Source organism: Rhodococcus sp. LB1 (genome assembly GCF_001583455.1).
In the GTDB taxonomy this organism is placed as follows: Bacteria; Actinomycetota; Actinomycetes; order Mycobacteriales; family Mycobacteriaceae; genus Rhodococcus_F; species Rhodococcus_F opacus.
This window is the reverse complement of the sequence record NZ_LTCZ01000238.1, coordinates 355-15,524: the sequence shown is the minus strand read 5'-3', so window position 1 is coordinate 15,524 and position 15,170 is coordinate 355. Positions and strand designations below refer to the sequence as shown.

At 68.8% G+C, this 15,170-nt stretch carries 11 protein-coding genes and 5 pseudogenes; 7 read left to right on the top strand and 9 right to left on the bottom strand.

All coding sequences use genetic code 11. From position 1 onward, the window contains the following. A pseudogene (locus AZG88_RS27560) lies at window positions 1-278 on the top strand (acyl-CoA dehydrogenase family protein); the annotation flags it as partial. On the opposite strand, the gene AZG88_RS27555 reads toward AZG88_RS27560, so the two are convergent. Then, entirely contained in the window at window positions 275-811 is a 537-nt protein-coding gene (locus AZG88_RS27555) for a LiaF domain-containing protein (RefSeq protein ID WP_061699720.1), read from the bottom strand. The pseudogene AZG88_RS27560 and the gene AZG88_RS27555 overlap by 4 nt on opposite strands. Before the next feature lie 95 nt (window positions 812-906). On the opposite strand from AZG88_RS27555, the gene AZG88_RS55145 reads away from it, so the two are divergent. After that, the gene (locus AZG88_RS55145; protein WP_269455071.1) at window positions 907-1,038 is read left to right on the top strand and encodes a hypothetical protein; all 132 of its coding nucleotides are present in this window, start codon (window positions 907-909) and stop codon (window positions 1,036-1,038) included. 254 nt (window positions 1,039-1,292) lie between these two features. On the opposite strand, the pseudogene AZG88_RS54260 reads toward AZG88_RS55145, so the two are convergent. From AZG88_RS54260 to AZG88_RS55135, 3 pseudogenes are all read right to left on the bottom strand, one after another. Continuing rightward, window positions 1,293-1,349, bottom strand: a pseudogene (locus tag AZG88_RS54260) (HNH endonuclease); the annotation flags it as partial. Between the two features lie 86 nt (window positions 1,350-1,435). Continuing rightward, window positions 1,436-1,573, bottom strand: a pseudogene (locus AZG88_RS55140) (HNH endonuclease); the annotation flags it as partial. 139 nt (window positions 1,574-1,712) lie between these two features. After that, window positions 1,713-1,982, bottom strand: a pseudogene (locus AZG88_RS55135) (DUF222 domain-containing protein); the annotation flags it as partial. 76 nt (window positions 1,983-2,058) lie between these two features. Here AZG88_RS55135 and AZG88_RS27545 point away from each other — a divergent pair. Both AZG88_RS27545 and AZG88_RS27540 read left to right on the top strand, forming a co-directional pair. Further along, the gene (locus AZG88_RS27545; RefSeq protein WP_187300153.1) at window positions 2,059-6,567 is read left to right on the top strand and encodes an ATP-dependent helicase; all 4,509 of its coding nucleotides are present in this window, start codon (window positions 2,059-2,061) and stop codon (window positions 6,565-6,567) included. 1 nt (window position 6,568) lies between these two features. Next, window positions 6,569-7,318 (top strand): DNA-formamidopyrimidine glycosylase family protein, encoded by a 750-nt coding sequence (locus AZG88_RS27540; protein WP_061699718.1) that lies wholly within the window; start codon window positions 6,569-6,571, stop codon window positions 7,316-7,318. Here AZG88_RS27540 and AZG88_RS27535 read toward each other — a convergent pair. After that, window positions 7,315-8,046, bottom strand: coding sequence for a DUF1353 domain-containing protein (locus AZG88_RS27535; protein ID WP_005239938.1), 732 nt, complete (start codon window positions 8,044-8,046; stop codon window positions 7,315-7,317). The two genes, AZG88_RS27540 and AZG88_RS27535, sit on opposite strands and share 4 nt — an antisense overlap. 7 nt (window positions 8,047-8,053) lie before the next feature. Continuing rightward, entirely contained in the window at window positions 8,054-8,632 is a 579-nt protein-coding gene (locus AZG88_RS27530) for a TetR/AcrR family transcriptional regulator (RefSeq protein WP_005239936.1), read from the bottom strand. Window positions 8,633-8,685: 53 nt separating this feature from the next. Here AZG88_RS27530 and AZG88_RS27525 point away from each other — a divergent pair, with 53 nt between their 5' ends. Further along, window positions 8,686-9,645, top strand: coding sequence for an oxygenase MpaB family protein (locus AZG88_RS27525; RefSeq protein ID WP_005239934.1), 960 nt, complete (start codon window positions 8,686-8,688; stop codon window positions 9,643-9,645). 184 nt (window positions 9,646-9,829) lie between these two features. Next, window positions 9,830-10,366, top strand: a complete 537-nt coding sequence (locus AZG88_RS27520; RefSeq protein ID WP_005239931.1) for a hypothetical protein — start codon at window positions 9,830-9,832, stop codon at window positions 10,364-10,366. Here AZG88_RS27520 and glpD read toward each other — a convergent pair. Next, the gene (glpD, locus tag AZG88_RS27515; protein WP_005239930.1) at window positions 10,344-12,086 is read right to left on the bottom strand and encodes a glycerol-3-phosphate dehydrogenase; all 1,743 of its coding nucleotides are present in this window, start codon (window positions 12,084-12,086) and stop codon (window positions 10,344-10,346) included. The two genes, AZG88_RS27520 and glpD, sit on opposite strands and share 23 nt — an antisense overlap. Before the next feature lie 50 nt (window positions 12,087-12,136). On the opposite strand from glpD, the gene glpK reads away from it, so the two are divergent. After that, window positions 12,137-13,630 carry a glycerol kinase GlpK gene (glpK, locus tag AZG88_RS27510; RefSeq protein ID WP_061044096.1) on the top strand — a complete coding sequence of 498 codons (1,494 nt, stop codon included), beginning with the start codon at window positions 12,137-12,139 and terminating at the stop codon, window positions 13,628-13,630. Here the strand turns inward: glpK and AZG88_RS27505 are convergent. Together AZG88_RS27505 and AZG88_RS54250 are read right to left on the bottom strand one after the other, a co-directional pair. Next, window positions 13,615-14,799, bottom strand: a complete 1,185-nt coding sequence (locus AZG88_RS27505; RefSeq protein WP_005239926.1) for an aminotransferase-like domain-containing protein — start codon at window positions 14,797-14,799, stop codon at window positions 13,615-13,617. The two genes, glpK and AZG88_RS27505, sit on opposite strands and share 16 nt — an antisense overlap. A gap of 169 nt (window positions 14,800-14,968) precedes the next feature. Beyond that, window positions 14,969-15,170 (bottom strand): annotated as a pseudogene (locus AZG88_RS54250) (NAD(P)H-quinone dehydrogenase); the annotation flags it as partial.

Sequence of the window (15,170 nt, the reverse complement as noted above, 5' to 3'; positions counted from 1 at the left end):
TCGGCGTCGACGCCGACCCGTTCGAAGAGCAGGCCGCACGCGCGCGACTCGACCTGAACGCGGCGCTCGAAGGCCGCGCCGAGATCGCCGAAGCACGGGCCCGCGCTTCGGAACTCGCCATCCGCACCGCCACCGCCCTCGTCACGGCGAAGGGCAGCTCGTCACTGCTGGCCGGGAACACCGCCGAACGCCTCATGCGTGAAGCCACCTTCACGCTCGTCGCAGCGGGACGTCCGGCGATCAAGTCGGCGTTGCTGGAGCGCCTCGGCCGCGACTAGCGGGTGCGCACCCTCAGGTCACCGAACAGCGAGTACGACACGATGCGGATCGTCGGGGCTCCGGGCCCGGGATCCTGTGCACCGGCGTCGAGTTCGCGGTCGCCGAAGAGGTCGAAACCACCCACCTCGACATGCACGCCCTCCGGAACGGTGATCGTGCTGTCGCCGAACAGTGTGACGAGTGTGATCGTCGATGTGCGGGCGCCGATCACGGCCGACCGGAGGTCGAGCTTCACGTCCCCGAACACGAGCAGGGCCAGTGTCTTGACCGCGAGCGACCAACGGCCGGAACGCTTGGTGTCGCCGAAGATTCCGACGATGGTGGACTGAGGACGCGACACCGGCGCCGCCGGAACTTCGACGGGAACCAGCCGCCGAAGACCTTCGACGTCGACGTCGCGGGACCAGACGATCGCGGCTTGCTCCGAATACTCCTCCAATGTCAGCTTTCCGTCCCCCACCCTCTTCTCGAGGCGGGCTTGTGCGGCCTCCCGGAGTCGGTCGAGTTCGTGGCTGTCCCCTGCAGCAGTCATGGCTCCACCGTAGCTGTCGGTGCCCTCGTCTACGGTCTGACGGCTACACCCGTGACACACCGCCCCTTCGACCGAAGCGAGACAACGTGTTCAGGATGATCCGCGCAGTTGCTCTGGCGCTACTCGCTGTGGGCGCCTACGTGGTGGTCTCCGAGCACGAGCCCGCCACCGTCGAGTTGCCGTCGCCGTCGTTCGCTCCGGCGACAGCGGAACTCACGACAGTGTGAGGGGCGGCGCACGGTGAGGGCACTCCGTCCACGGTTCGTGCCCGGTCGCGGGTGTTCCGGCGAGCGCGAGCGATCAACTCACCGGCGTGATGTCGGTGATTGATTCGCGGGTTTCTGGCCGGGTCGATGTGCGGTGGTGGAAGCCATTCGGTGCGCCCCGCGTACGTGTCACCGGCTGGCGCGCTGGTGGTCGGCCAGGCTGTAGGCCCGTCGTGGACCTGGGCGTGGCAGGCATCGCACGCGAGCCACAGTGAGTCGATGTCGGTGTATCCGGTGTTGCGCCACTCCTGCACGTGGTGCACCGCACACATGCCGGCCGGGGGCCGCGCAACCAGTCGTGGTCGAACAGGCCGAGCACCGGGTGGGCGCGCTCGGCGAGCTTCAGCGCGTCGCCGAGGGGAAGGAGTCCGCCGGTGGCCGTGGTGGTCACGCCGCCCGCCGCCTTCTCGAGTCGGTCGAGGGTCACGGTGAAGATCACCGTGACAGGCAGACCCCGATGCCGGCCCAGGATCCCTGGATTCCAGGATTCCAGCATGACCCGGAATATCGCACCGAGGGCGTCGTGGTTTCTCTGCCGCTACCAGTGCTTCACGGTCGATCGACGGATTCTCGGCGTCGCCGGACGGTGACTCCGGGTCGTCCGGGTTGTTCATGCCGGGGCGAGCCCATTTCGCGAGAACCGGGTCGAGCAGAGCGCGCGCTGTGGGGTCGAGCTCACCGGAGATCGTCGACATCAGTTCGGAATCTCGACGGCCCAACGAAACACCACGCCGCCGCGAGCGATAACGATCGTCACCCAGGTTTCCGTCGGGATCGAGATGAGAGAGGAGGCGGTGGCCGGCACTCTCGACATCGTCGGGCGTACCTCCTCTCGCACACTGCGCCAGGATCGACTCCGCCAATGCGACGTCGGCGTTGGTGACCGCATGCGGGATCTGCCGCATGATTTGACCGGACGGATTCCACAGACCGCACGGTATGTTCCCGCTGCGTGTCGTACCCCCGGTGCACTATGGAACGGTGAGCGACGTCCTGGGCAGGTTCTCCGCTGCCACCCGCGAGTGGTTCGGCGGCGCCTTCCCGGCGCCGACGGCCGCGCAGCTCGGTGCGTGGGAGTCGATCGCCAGCCGCGCGCACACGCTCGTCGTGGCCCCGACCGGTTCGGGCAAGACGTTGTCCGCTTTCCTGTGGTCCCTCGACCAACTCGCCGCCACCGACGGGAAGGACCGCAAGACCAGGGTCCTCTACATCTCCCCGCTCAAGGCCCTGGGTGTCGACGTCGAACGCAATCTGCGCGCCCCGCTCGTCGGGATCACGCAGACGGCCAAGCGGCTCGGGCTCACGCCGCCGGAGATCTCGGTGGGGGTCCGCTCCGGCGACACACCGGCAGGCGACCGGCGCGCCCTGATCAAGAATCCGCCCGACATCCTCATCACCACCCCCGAGTCGCTGTTCCTCATGCTCACGTCCGCCGCGCGCGAGACGCTGACCCAGGTCGACACCGTCATCGTCGACGAGGTGCACGCGGTGGCCGGCACCAAGCGCGGCGCCCACCTGGCCCTGTCGCTCGAGCGTCTCGACCAGCTTCTCGCGACCCCGGCGCAGCGCATCGGGCTGTCGGCGACGGTGCGCCCGCACGAGGAGGTGGGCCGGTTCCTGTCCGGTTCGGCGCCCATCCGGATCGTCGCACCGCCGTCGCCGAAGACGTTCGACCTCACCGTGCAGGTGCCGGTCGAGGACATGACCGAACTCGGCCTCGCCGAACCCGCCGAGGGTTCGGCGTCGGCGACCCCGCAGGCGGGGTCGATCTGGCCGCACGTCGAGGAACAGATCGTCGACCTCGTCCTGGCGCACCGGTCGTCCATCGTGTTCGCCAACTCGCGGCGCCTCGCCGAGCGCCTGACGGCTCGGCTCAACGAGATCTACGCCGAACGCGCCGGGACCGCCGTCGACAAGAACCCGAAACCGGCATCGCAGATCGGCACGCCGTCCGAGGTCAATTTCGGCGCGGACCCCCTGCTCGCTCGCGCCCACCACGGGTCGGTCAGCAAGGACCAGCGGGCCCTGATCGAGGACGACCTGAAGTCGGGGCGACTGCGGTGCGTGGTCGCGACGAGCAGCCTCGAACTCGGAATCGACATGGGCGCGGTCGATCTGGTGATCCAGGTCGAGGCACCACCGTCGGTGGCGAACGGCCTGCAGCGGGTCGGCCGCGCCGGACACCAGGTCGGGGAGATCTCCCGGGGTGTCGTGTTCCCGAAGCACCGCACCGATCTCGTGCACTGCGCGGTCACCGTCGAGCGCATGGTCACCGGGAAGATCGAGGCGCTCGCCGTCCCCGCCAATCCGCTCGACATCCTCGCCCAGCACACGGTGGCGGCCACCGCGCTCGAGCCGCTCGACGTGGACGACTGGTTCGAGACGGTCCGGCGCAGCGGTTCCTTCGCGACGCTGCCGCGCTCGGCGTTCGAGTCCACCCTCGATCTGCTCGCGGGCCTCTACCCGTCCGACGAGTTCGCCGAGCTCAGGCCCCGCCTCGTCTGGGACCGCGAGGCCAACACGCTCACGGGACGCCCCGGCGCGCAGCGGCTGGCGGTCACCTCGGGAGGAGCCATCCCCGACCGCGGTCTGTTCACGGTCTACATGGTCGGCGAGAAGGCGTCCCGCGTCGGCGAACTCGACGAGGAGATGGTGTACGAATCGCGGGTCGGCGACGTCTTCGCGCTCGGGGCCACCAGCTGGCGGATCGAGGAGATCACGTTCGACCGGGTGCTGGTCAGCCCCGCCTACGGGCAGCCGGGGCGGCTGCCGTTCTGGCACGGTGACGGTCTGGGCCGGCCGGCGGAACTGGGCGAGGCGCTGGGGCAGTTCCTGCGGGAGATCTCGCTCGGGCACGAGACCGAGGTGCAGGAACGCTGCCGCACCGGCGGGCTCGACGAGAACGCCACGAACAATCTCGTTCAGCTCGTCGCCGAGCAGAAGACCGCCACCGGGCAGGTCCCCACCGACCGCACCCTGGTGGTCGAACGATTCCGTGACGAGCTCGGCGACTGGCGACTGATCCTGCATTCGCCGTACGGCCAGCGTGTTCACGCACCGTGGGCGCTGGCCGTGAGTGCGCGGCTGAGCGAGCGGTACGGCCTCGACTCGAACGCGACGGCATCCGACGACGGCATCATCGTGCGCCTCCCCGACACCGAGGACACCCCGCCCGGCGCCGACCTCTTCGTCTTCGACACCGACGAGATCGAGGACATCGTCACCGAACAGGTCGGCGGTTCGGCGCTGTTCGCGTCCCGGTTCCGTGAGTGCGCGGCCCGGGCGCTGCTGCTTCCGCGCCGCACGCCCGGGAAACGCGCACCGCTCTGGCAGCAGCGGCAGCGGTCCGCCCAGCTGCTCGACGTGGCCCGCCGGTATCCGACGTTCCCGATCCTGCTCGAGACCGTCCGCGAGTGCCTGCAGGACGTGTACGACCTACCGGCCCTGAAGGACCTGCTCCGCAGGCTCGCGCGTCGCCAGATCCGCATCGTCGAGGTGGAAACGCAGTCGCCGTCGCCGTTCGCCGGCGCCCTGCTGTTCAACTACGTCGGCGAGTTCATGTACGAGGGCGACAGCCCGCTCGCCGAACGCCGGGCGGCGGCGCTGTCCCTGGACTCGACGCTGCTGGCGGAACTGCTCGGCAGGGTGGAACTGCGCGAACTGCTCGACGCCGACGTCATCGCCCACGCCGAACTCGAACTCCAGCGCCTGCTTCCCGACCGCAAGGCGAAGGATCTCGAAGGCGTCGCCGACCTGCTGCGCCTCCTGGGTCCGCTCACCTCCGACGAGGTCGCCGCACGGTCGACCAGCGATCCCACTCCCTGGCTCGACGAACTCGTCCGGGCGAAGCGGGCGCTCGCCGTCTCCTTCGCGGGTCACGAATGGTGGACGGCCATCGAGGATGCGGCCCGCCTGCGCGACGGGCTCGGGGTGCCGCTACCCATCGGTGTTCCCGCCGCGTTCATCGAACCCGTCGACGATCCGCTGGCCGACCTGATCAGCCGGTACGCCCGCACCCACGGCCCGTTCACGATCACCGACGCCGCCACCCGTTTCGGGCTCGGTTCCGCGGTGGCCCGTGACGTGCTGCAGCGACTTGCGCAGGGAAAGCGGGTGGTCGAGGGCGAGTTCCGCCCCGGCGCGACCGGGAGCGAATGGTGCGACGCCGAGGTTCTCCGCCGACTCCGCAGGCGCTCGCTGGCCGCGGCGCGGCAGGAGGTCGAACCGGTCAGCACCGCGACGCTCGGCCGCTTCCTCCCGGGCTGGCAGCACGTGGGGGGCACACTGCGCGGCATCGACGGCGTCGCGACCGTGGTGGAACAGCTTGCCGGCGTCCCGGTGCCCGCCTCGGCACTCGAGTCGCTGATCCTGCCGTCCCGGGTGGCCGACTACTCCCCCGCCATGCTCGACGAACTCACCTCCACCGGCGAGGTGCTGTGGTCGGGCGCGGGCAGCATCTCCGGCAAGGACGGGTGGGTGTGCCTCCACCCCGCCGACACCGCACCGCTCACGCTGACCACGCCCGCGGAATCGGACCTGTCCGATGTCCAGCGCCAGGTGCTCGACACGCTGTCCGGCGGCGGCGCGTACTTCTTCCGGCAACTCGCGGACACCCTCGAGATGTCCGACGACACCGCGCTGGCCACCGCATTGTGGGATCTGGTGTGGCTGGGCCACATCGGCAACGACACACTCGCCCCGGTCCGCGCCCTGCTGTCGGACACGTCCAGGACCACCACGAGCCACCGGTCGCCGCGACGACCCCCACGTGCCCGCGCGTACCGCAGCCTGACGGTCCCGGTGCGCACCGCACCGCCCACGGTCGGGGGAAGGTGGTCGATCCTCCCCGCCGCCGAATCCGATGCCACGCTGCGTGCCAGCGCCACGGCCGAACTGCTTCTGGAGCGGTACGGGGTGGTGACGCGCGGGTCCGTGATGACCGAGAACGTTCCCGGCGGATTCGCGCTGATGTACAAGGTGCTGGGCACGTTCGAGGACAACGGCCGCTGCCGGCGAGGCCATTTCGTCGAGTCGCTCGGCGGTGCACAGTTCTCCACCCCGCCCGTGGTGGATCGACTCCGGAGCTACGCCGACTCGCTCGAGGGCAGGCACACCACCCTGCCCGCTGTGACTCTCGCCGCCAGCGATCCCGCCAACCCGTACGGTGCGGCCCTCCCCTGGCCGAAGCGCGGCGACGACGCGCCCGCGCACCGGCCGGGACGCAAGGCCGGCGGCCTGGTGGTGCTCGTGGAGGGTGACCTGATCCTGTTCGTCGAACGCGGCGGGCGCACGATCCTCACCTTCACCGACGACCCCGGCGTGCTCCGCACCGCGGCGGTCACGCTCGCCGGTGTGGTCAAGCGCGGCGGGATCGACAAGATCGTGGTCGAGAAGGTCGACGGCGACACCATCCACGGCAGCGACTTCGCGCCGATCCTGACCGAGGCCGGTTTCTCGCCCACCCCCCGCGGATTCCGGTTGCGAGCCTGAGATGCCCGAAGGCGATACTGTCTGGCGCACCGCCAACTCGCTTCGCGACGCCCTCGCGGGCAAGGTGCTGACCCGCTGCGATGTGCGGGTCCCCCGGTACGCCACCGTCGACCTGTCCGGCCGGCTCGTCGACGAGGTGGTCAGCCGCGGGAAGCACCTCCTCATCCGGGTCGGCGACTACTCGATCCACACGCATCTGAAGATGGAAGGTGCGTGGCACATCTACGCGCCGGACACGAAGTGGCGCCGTCCCACGCACCAGGCCCGGATCGTGCTCGCCACCGACGACAGGGTGGCGGTCGGATTCTCGCTCGGCATCACCGAGATTCTGGGGCGTGACGACGAGGAGTCCGCGGTCGGCCACCTCGGCCCCGACCTGCTGGGGCCGGACTGGGACGCCGACACGGCGATCCGCAACCTGCGGGCGGCCGGCGACCAGCCCATCGGTCTCGCCCTGGTCGACCAGCGCAACCTGGCCGGTCTCGGCAACGTGTACCGCAACGAGATCTGCTTCCTCCGCGGCGTCCACCCCTACACTCCGTCGAGCGGCGTGGCCGACCTGCCCGCGCTGGTCATGCTCGCGCATCGCATGATTCACATCGACAAGAACAACTCCGTCCGCCATCGGCCATGGGTGTACGGGCGTGCCGGAAAGCGTTGCCGCCGTTGCGGGACGGTGATCGAAGGCCACGACCTCGGTCAGCAGCAGATCTTCTTCTGCACGTACTGCCAGCCGCCGATGGTGGATTAGCGGAGGACGGTGGTCGGCGGCCCGAGCGGCGGCGGTCGGCGAGTCCGCCTGCGGCCGAGCAACCACGCGGCACCGTCCGGCACCCACAGCACCGCGGCCGTGGCGATCGTCAGCAGATACGTCGGCGCGATGACGGGCAGGAGAAGGCACCCGAGCAGGGCGACGGGAAAGTCTCTGCGCCACAACAGCGACAGCACCACCGGAAGCACGAGAAAGAGCGCGGCCAGGCCGAAGTGCGAGGTCGCCAGCGCCCACGGCACGCCCACCACCCAGCACAGCATCCCGAGCACCTGATGCGCGATGAGCAGGAACCGGGCGACGTCGGTGAACGTCCAGAACCGGCCGACCTCGACGCCGACCCAGAAGATGCGGCTGCGGAACGGTCCGACGCCCTCGTCGAGCAGGGCGAGCCGGAACAGTTCGTCCGCGTGCCGTCGCAGCGTGTTTCCCTCCGGTCCCTGCGCGCTCGCACGTTTGCAGAGGTCGTCGTGCATGATCGCGGGAAGCAACTGCCGGCCGTACGGGGTGAGCAGGCCTTGCAGCGGCGCGGGGATCGATGCCAGATCCGTGCGGAGAAGGCACGGCATCGGGGCGCAACCGGGCACCGTCACCACCGTGTCGCCGTGGACGTAGACGAACTCGCCGACGAGTTGGAAGAACTTGCGGTCGAGCACCCGAAGCTCGGGTTGCGGGCGAGTCGGATCGTCCACGGATACCTGGAAGGGCATGCGCACCTCACTCGTGGCCGGCCTTGTTTGCCTCCACCACCAGAGTGACGCAATGAGCGACGAATTGCTCGCGCGACGCGGCAACAGTTCCGTCGAGATATCCGATGAACAGCGTCGTGAGCGCGCCCACCACACCGACCGCGACGAGTTGTTTCTCCACCTCGTCGGCGACGGCGGACAGCTGGTCGTGCACGAGCGCGACGAAGCCGGGCATCAGGTCGATGCCGCGCCTGCTCAGCGCAGGTTCCGACAGCGGTGCGAGCAGCAGCACGCGGCCCATGGCGGGATCGTCGACCATGAGTTTCACGAACGCGTCCACGGCGGCCTCGGCGCGCTGCCGCGCGGTCTCGGTGGACGCGACCGCCTCCACGAGAGCGGCCTGCGCCTCGTCGCCCACTGCGGTGTAGACCGAGCGCACGAATTCGTCCCGGTCCTGGAACGACTCGTAGAAGTACCGTTCGGTCAGCGAGGCGGCGCGGCAGACCGCGCGCACGTTCACCGCGGGCCCGTCCGGGGCTCCGAGCAGCGCGATGCCCGCGCGGAGTAGCGAATTCCGCCGTGCTTCCCGCCGGTCCTCCAGCGTCACTCTTCTCGCCCCAATCCTTGACTACGTGTGTTGTCAGATCTTAGTCTGACAACGTGCGTAGTCACTTGAACGCGGACGGTACGCCCGTCCCGGCCTCCGTTCCCGTCCCCCTCGGACCCGACTCGTTGACCTGGAAGTATTTCGGCGACTGGCGCGGAATGCTGCAGGGCGTCTGGGCCGGGTCGATGCAGAACATGCATCCCGGACTCGGCGCGGGCGTCGAGGAACATTCCCGCTTCTTCGACGAGCGGTGGGAGCGGCTCTACCGGTCGCTGTACCCGATCGGCGGCGTCGTCTTCGACGGCGACCGTGCTCAGCAGACCGCCGAGCAGGTGCGGGGGTATCACGACAACATCAAGGGAATCGACAAACACGGCCGCAGGTACCACGCCCTCGACCCGGACACGTTCTACTGGGCGCACGCCACGTTCTTCATGGGCACCATCCTCACGGGCGACCACTTCATGGGTGGCCTCACCGAGGACCAGAAGCGCCGGCTGTTCACCGAGCACATCCAGTGGTACCGCCTGTACGGAATGAGCATGCGCCCCGTCCCGGAAACCTGGGAGGCGTTCCAGAAGTATTGGGATCAGATGTGCCGCAACGTCCTCGAGGACAACAAGGCCACCCGCGACGTCCTCGACCTGTCCGGTCTCGGCGTTCCCCCGTTCCTGTCGTGGCTACCCGACCCGATCTGGTCGATCCTCCGCATCCCGGTGGCGAAGGGCTTCGTGTGGCTGACGGTCGGCATGTACGACCAACCGGTCCGTGACCTCCTCGGCTACCGCTGGACCACACGCGACGAGCGCCTGCACACCCTCGCCGGCCGCGCCGTGGGCGCCGTCTTCCGGCTCGTGCCCTGGCGTTACCGCTACCACCCGCGCGCCCGCGCAGGCTGGGACCGCGAGACCGGACGCGCCCCTGCGCACGCTCCGCTCGTCCACACACCCCGACGCAATCTTCCACCGCTCGGCCGGCGCGACGACCCGCAGCACTACAGCCCGAAGGTCTGAGTTCCCAGGGAGCTCACAGACAACGTCCACACCGCTCACGGGTTGCGGGACGATGCTCGGTCACATGGAATACATCGCTGTCGCAGCCCTCGTCGTCATGGCTTTGTCGGGAGTCGTCGCCGCCCACGCCCCGAAATGGCTCGTCCACACCCGCTGACCGACGAGATCGTGGAATGCTCGAAGGATGGACTGGGACCTTCCGAGGCTCTTGAATCGCCCGCCGCTGATCAGCGACGAGCCGCTGTCGCCCGACCATGCGGCGAGCCGCATCAGCGCTTACATCTACGGCAACATCCTGGTGCTCGCCGCGCTCATCCCGGTCACCAAATCCCAGGAGACCCTGGGCATCGCCATCGTCGTCGGTGCCGCGCTGTCCACGTTTCTCGCCCACGTGTTCGCCGAGTCGGTAGGCCAGACGCTCCGGCTCGGCAGATCACTGTCCAGCACCGAACGCCTACGGGAACTGCGGGACAGTCTCCCCGTCCTGACGTCCGCGGTGGTGCCTGCCGTGATCCTCGGCACAGCCCTGCTGGGCTGGCTGGAGCCGAGAACCGCGCAACTGACCGCCGAGATCGTGATGATCGCCCGTATCGGATCGATCAGTTACGTGATCAGCCGTCTCCGCCGCGAAAGAGTCACGAACGGCACGCACCTCGCCGCGTTCGGCCTCGCCGTGATCGCGACGATCATCGTGGTCATCAAGGTATTTCTGACACACTGACCGGTGGTTCGAGCAGTTCGACCCGCGACTCGGGCGCCGCCGCCCGCAACGCGTCGGCCGACAGGTCGTCCGGCTGGGCCTGCGACTGCACCTCCGCCTCCACCCGCGCCTGATACGTCTTCACCTCACGGTCGACGGCGTCGGCGTCCCAGCCGAGGACGGGGGCCACCAGTTGCGCCACCTGCTCGGCGCAGTTCACACCCCGATGCGAGTACTCGATGGCGATGCGCGTGCGCCGGGCGAGGATGTCGTCGAGATGCAGGGCACCCTCGGCCGCCGCCGCATACACGACCTCGACCTGCAGGTAGGCCGGTGCGTCCGTGATGGGCTGGAGAAGCTCCGGTTTCCCGCTCGCCTGGTCGAGCACCTCGTCGATCAGCGAACCGTACCGGTCCAGCAGATGCTTCACGCGGTACGGGTGAAGTCCGTACATCTGGCCGAGGTGAACGGTCTGATTGACCAGCGCGAAATAGCCGTCCGCGCCGACGAGCGGTACCTTCTCCGTGATGGACGGCGCCATTCGCGCGGGAATGTCGTCGGCGGCGAGATCCACGGCGTCCTCGGCCATCACCCGGTAGGTGGTGTACTTGCCGCCGGCGATGGCGACGAGACCCGGTGCGACACGCGCGACGGCGTGTTCCCGCGACAGTTTCGACGTCTCGTCGCTCTCCCCCGCGAGCAGCGGGCGCAGGCCCGCGTAGACGCCGTCGATGTCGTCGTGGGTCAGCGACGTCACCAGCACCTTGTTGACATGACCGAGGATGTAATCGATGTCGGCCTTGGTGGCCGCCGGGTGCGCGAGGTCGAGATTCCAATCCGTGTCGGTGGTCCCGATGATCCAGTGGCTGCCCCACGGGATCACGAACAGCACCGACTTCTCGGTGCGGAGGATGATCGCGGCGTCGCTCACGATCCGATCCCGCGGCACCACGATGTGGACGCCCTTGGACGCGCGGACGCGGAACCGGCCGCGTTGCCGCGACAGCGCCTGGATCTCGTCGGTCCACACCCCCGTGGCGTTGATGACGACGTGCGCCTTCACGTCCGCGGTGCGGCCGTCCTCGCAGTCCCGGACGCGCACTCCGGAGACCCGGTCCGCCTCCCGGAGGAATCCGACCACCTGCGTGGACGTGCGCACGACCGCCCCGTAGTGAGCGGCGGTGCGGGCGACGGTCATGGTGTGACGGGCGTCGTCGACGACGGTGTCGTAGTACTGGATGCCGCCGGTCAGCGAGTTGCGCTTGAGCCCCGGTGCCATCCGCAGCGCACCCGCTCGCGTCAGATGTTTTTGGGCCGGAACCGATTTGGCGCCGCCCATCCGGTCGTAGAGGAAGATCCCCGCCGCCATATAGGGGCGCTCCCACACGCGGTGGGTGATCGGGAACAGGAACTTGAGCGGCTTCACCAGGTGCGGGGCGAGGGTGGTCAGCGACAGCTCACGCTCCCGGAGCGCCTCCCGGACCAGTCCGAACTCGAGCTGCTCGAGATAGCGCAGACCGCCGTGGAACATCTTCGACGAGCGACTCGACGTCCCGGACGCGTAATCGCGTGCCTCGACCAACGCCACCTTCAGCCCGCGGGTGGCCGCGTCGAGTGCCGCACCGGCTCCGACGACACCCCCGCCGATCACGACGACGTCGAACTGTTCGGTCTGCAGCTTGTCCCATGCGGCATCACGCTGCCGGGGACCGAGGAACTGCACACCTGGCTGACTACTCAACTCGGGCTCCTGTGAGATGACGACGGATTCTCTGCCAGGCTAGTAGCTTCATGCGTGTGATTCAGTACATCGCCGCGATAGACCAGGGCACCACCTCCAGCCGCTGCATGATCTTCGATCACGACGGCGCCGTGGTCAGCGTCGCCCAGAAGGAACACGAGCAGTTCTTTCCGCGCGCAGGCTGGGTGGAGCACGATCCGACGCAGCTGTGGATCAACACCCGCGAAGTGGTGGCGTCCGCGCTCGCGAAGGCCGATCTCACCAAACGCGACATCGCCGCGATCGGCATCACCAATCAGCGGGAGACGGCGGTCGTGTGGGACCGGAACACCGGAGAACCCGTGTACAACGCCATCGTCTGGCAGGACACGCGCACCGACGAACTGTGCACGCAACTCGGCGGCGACGAGGGCCCGGGCCGGTACCAGAAGCGCACCGGGCTGCCGCTGTCCACGTATTTCTCGGGGCCGAAGGTCCGGTGGATTCTGGACAACGTCGACGGTGCACGGGCGAAGGCGGACGCGGGCGAGCTCTGCTTCGGCACGATCGACAGCTGGATTCTGTGGCACATCACGGAGGGCACCCACGTGACGGATGTCACCAACGCCTCCCGCACCCTGTTGATGAATCTCGAGACCCTCGACTGGGATCCGGAGATCTGTGCCGATTTCGGTATCCCGATGTCGATGCTGCCCGAGATCCGCAGCTCGTCGGAGGTCTACGGCGTCGGACGCCCGCACGGGACGCTGCCCGGCGTGCCGGTGGCCGGAATCCTCGGCGACCAGCAGGCCGCCACGTTCGGGCAGGCCTGCCTGTCGGAGGGCGAAGCGAAGAACACGTACGGGACGGGGAACTTCCTGCTGCTCAACACGGGGACCACACCCGTGCACAGCAAGCACGGACTCCTCACCACGGTCTGTTACAAGATCGGTGACGCGCCGGCGGTCTACGCCCTCGAGGGGTCGGTGGCCGTCACCGGCTCACTGGTGCAGTGGCTGCGCGACAACCTGGGAATCATCGAGTCCGCCAAGGACATCGAGGATCTGGCCAAGTCGGTCGACGACAACGGCGGCGCCTACTTCGTGCCCGCGTTCTCCGGTTTGTTCGCACCGCGCTGGCGGCCCGACGCCCGCGGGGCCATCGTCGGGCTCACCCGGTTCGTGAACAAGGGCCATCTCGCCAGGGCCGCCCTGGAAGCCACCGCATATCAGACCCGCGAGGTGATCGAGGCGATGCGCGCCGATTCGGGCGTCGAACTCGCCTCCCTCAAGGTGGACGGCGGCATGGTCGTCAACGAGACCCTCATGCAGTTCCAGTCGGACATTCTCGCCGTGCCCGTCATCCGTCCCGTCGTCAACGAGACGACGGCGCTGGGCGCCGCGTACGCCGCGGGGCTGGCCGTCGGCTTCTGGGAGAGCGAGGACGACATCCGCGCGAACTGGGCAGTCGACAAGACGTGGGAACCCGCGATGGACGAGGCCGAGTCCACCCGGCTCTACGCCGAGTGGAACAAGGCGGTCGAACGGACCTACGACTGGGCGTGATCGGCGTACGCGGCGCCGAGTCTCGCCACCGCACCCGTCAGCACGTCCTCCGAACACGTCGCAAAGCACAGCCGCACAGCGCTCCGGTGCTCCGCGGCGACGCCGAAAGCCGATCCGGGGACGAAGGCGACACCGCGGTCCACGGCGGTCTGCAACAGTGCCGCCGTGTCGAGGTCTGCGTCCGTGAACTCGGTCCAGCAGAACATCCCGCCCGCCGCCGAGGACACGCTGGCGCGGTCGCCGAACGTCGAGGTGACGCCGTCCGCGAGCGCTCGGGCCCGGGACCCGTAGCCGGCACGCAGCATCTCCAGGTGCAGGTCCAGCCACGGCTCGTCCGACAGCAGTCCGGCGGCGATCTGGTGCGTCAGCGACGAACCGCAGAGGTCCGCGCCCTGCTTGAGCAGCTCGACGGCCTCACACACCCGCCGGTCGCCGTGCAGCCACCCGACCCGGAGCGCAGGCGCCAGGATCTTCGACGCGCTGGACAGCCGGATCACCCGGTCCGACAGCGCCGCGACGGGCGCGGGCGGTGGCCCGTCGAAGTAGAGTTCACCGTACGGGTCGTCCTCGATCACCCAGAAGCCGTAGCGGTCCGCCAGTGCGGCCAGGTGTTCCCGGCGGCCGGGCGCCAGGACGACGCCGCGAGGGTTGTGGAAGTTGCTCACCGTGTGGACCACGGTGGGCCGCAATCCGTCCTCGAGCATGCCCTGCAGTGCGTCGGTGTCCATCCCGTCGGCGTCGAGTGCGACGGACCGGACGTCGGCCTCCGCGGCCCGGAACACCTGTAGCGCTCCGGTGTAGGCGGGATCCTCGACGATCACGACGTCGCCGGGATCGAGCAGCACCTGCGCGAGAAGGCTCAGCGCCTGCTGCGAGCCGTGGGTGACGACGACGTCGGCGGCGCCGAGCGGCCGGCCGACCTTCGCGCCCTCCCGGGCGGCGAGCACGTCGCGGAGCCGGCGCAGCCCGGTGGTCTCGCCGTACTGGACGGATGCCGGGTCCGCGAGCGCGAGTTCCGCTTCCTTCCGGATCCGTTCGCGCGGAATGAATTCGGGGTCGGGCAGCCCGCCTGCGAGGCTGACCACGTCGGGCCGGGCGGTGAGGGTGAGAAGGTCACGGATGGCGGAGCTGCGCAGACCATCCATGCGGCGGGCAAGTGATTGCGGCATGTCGACTCCCAGGAGGCACGTCAAAGCAGGGATCAGGTGAGGAACACCCTGTCCGTCCTGGGTCTGCGGGGCGGGAGAGCGCCGAGGCACGGGTCGATGATTTCGAACCGTGCCTCGACTATCTCACTGGAGGAGCCACTATGTGAAATGCGTGTCCCACACTTCGGGATCAGTCCAGGTCGTCGTGCCGCATCAGCTGGCGTGCCGCCTCGGTGATCGAACCTGTCAGCGACGGATACACCGAGAACGTCGCAGCGAGGTCGTTGACGGTGAGGTTGTTCTGCACGGCGATCGCGATGGGCAGGATCAGCTCCGAGCCGTTGGGGGCCACCACGACGCCGCCGATGACCACACCGGTGGCCGGACGGCAG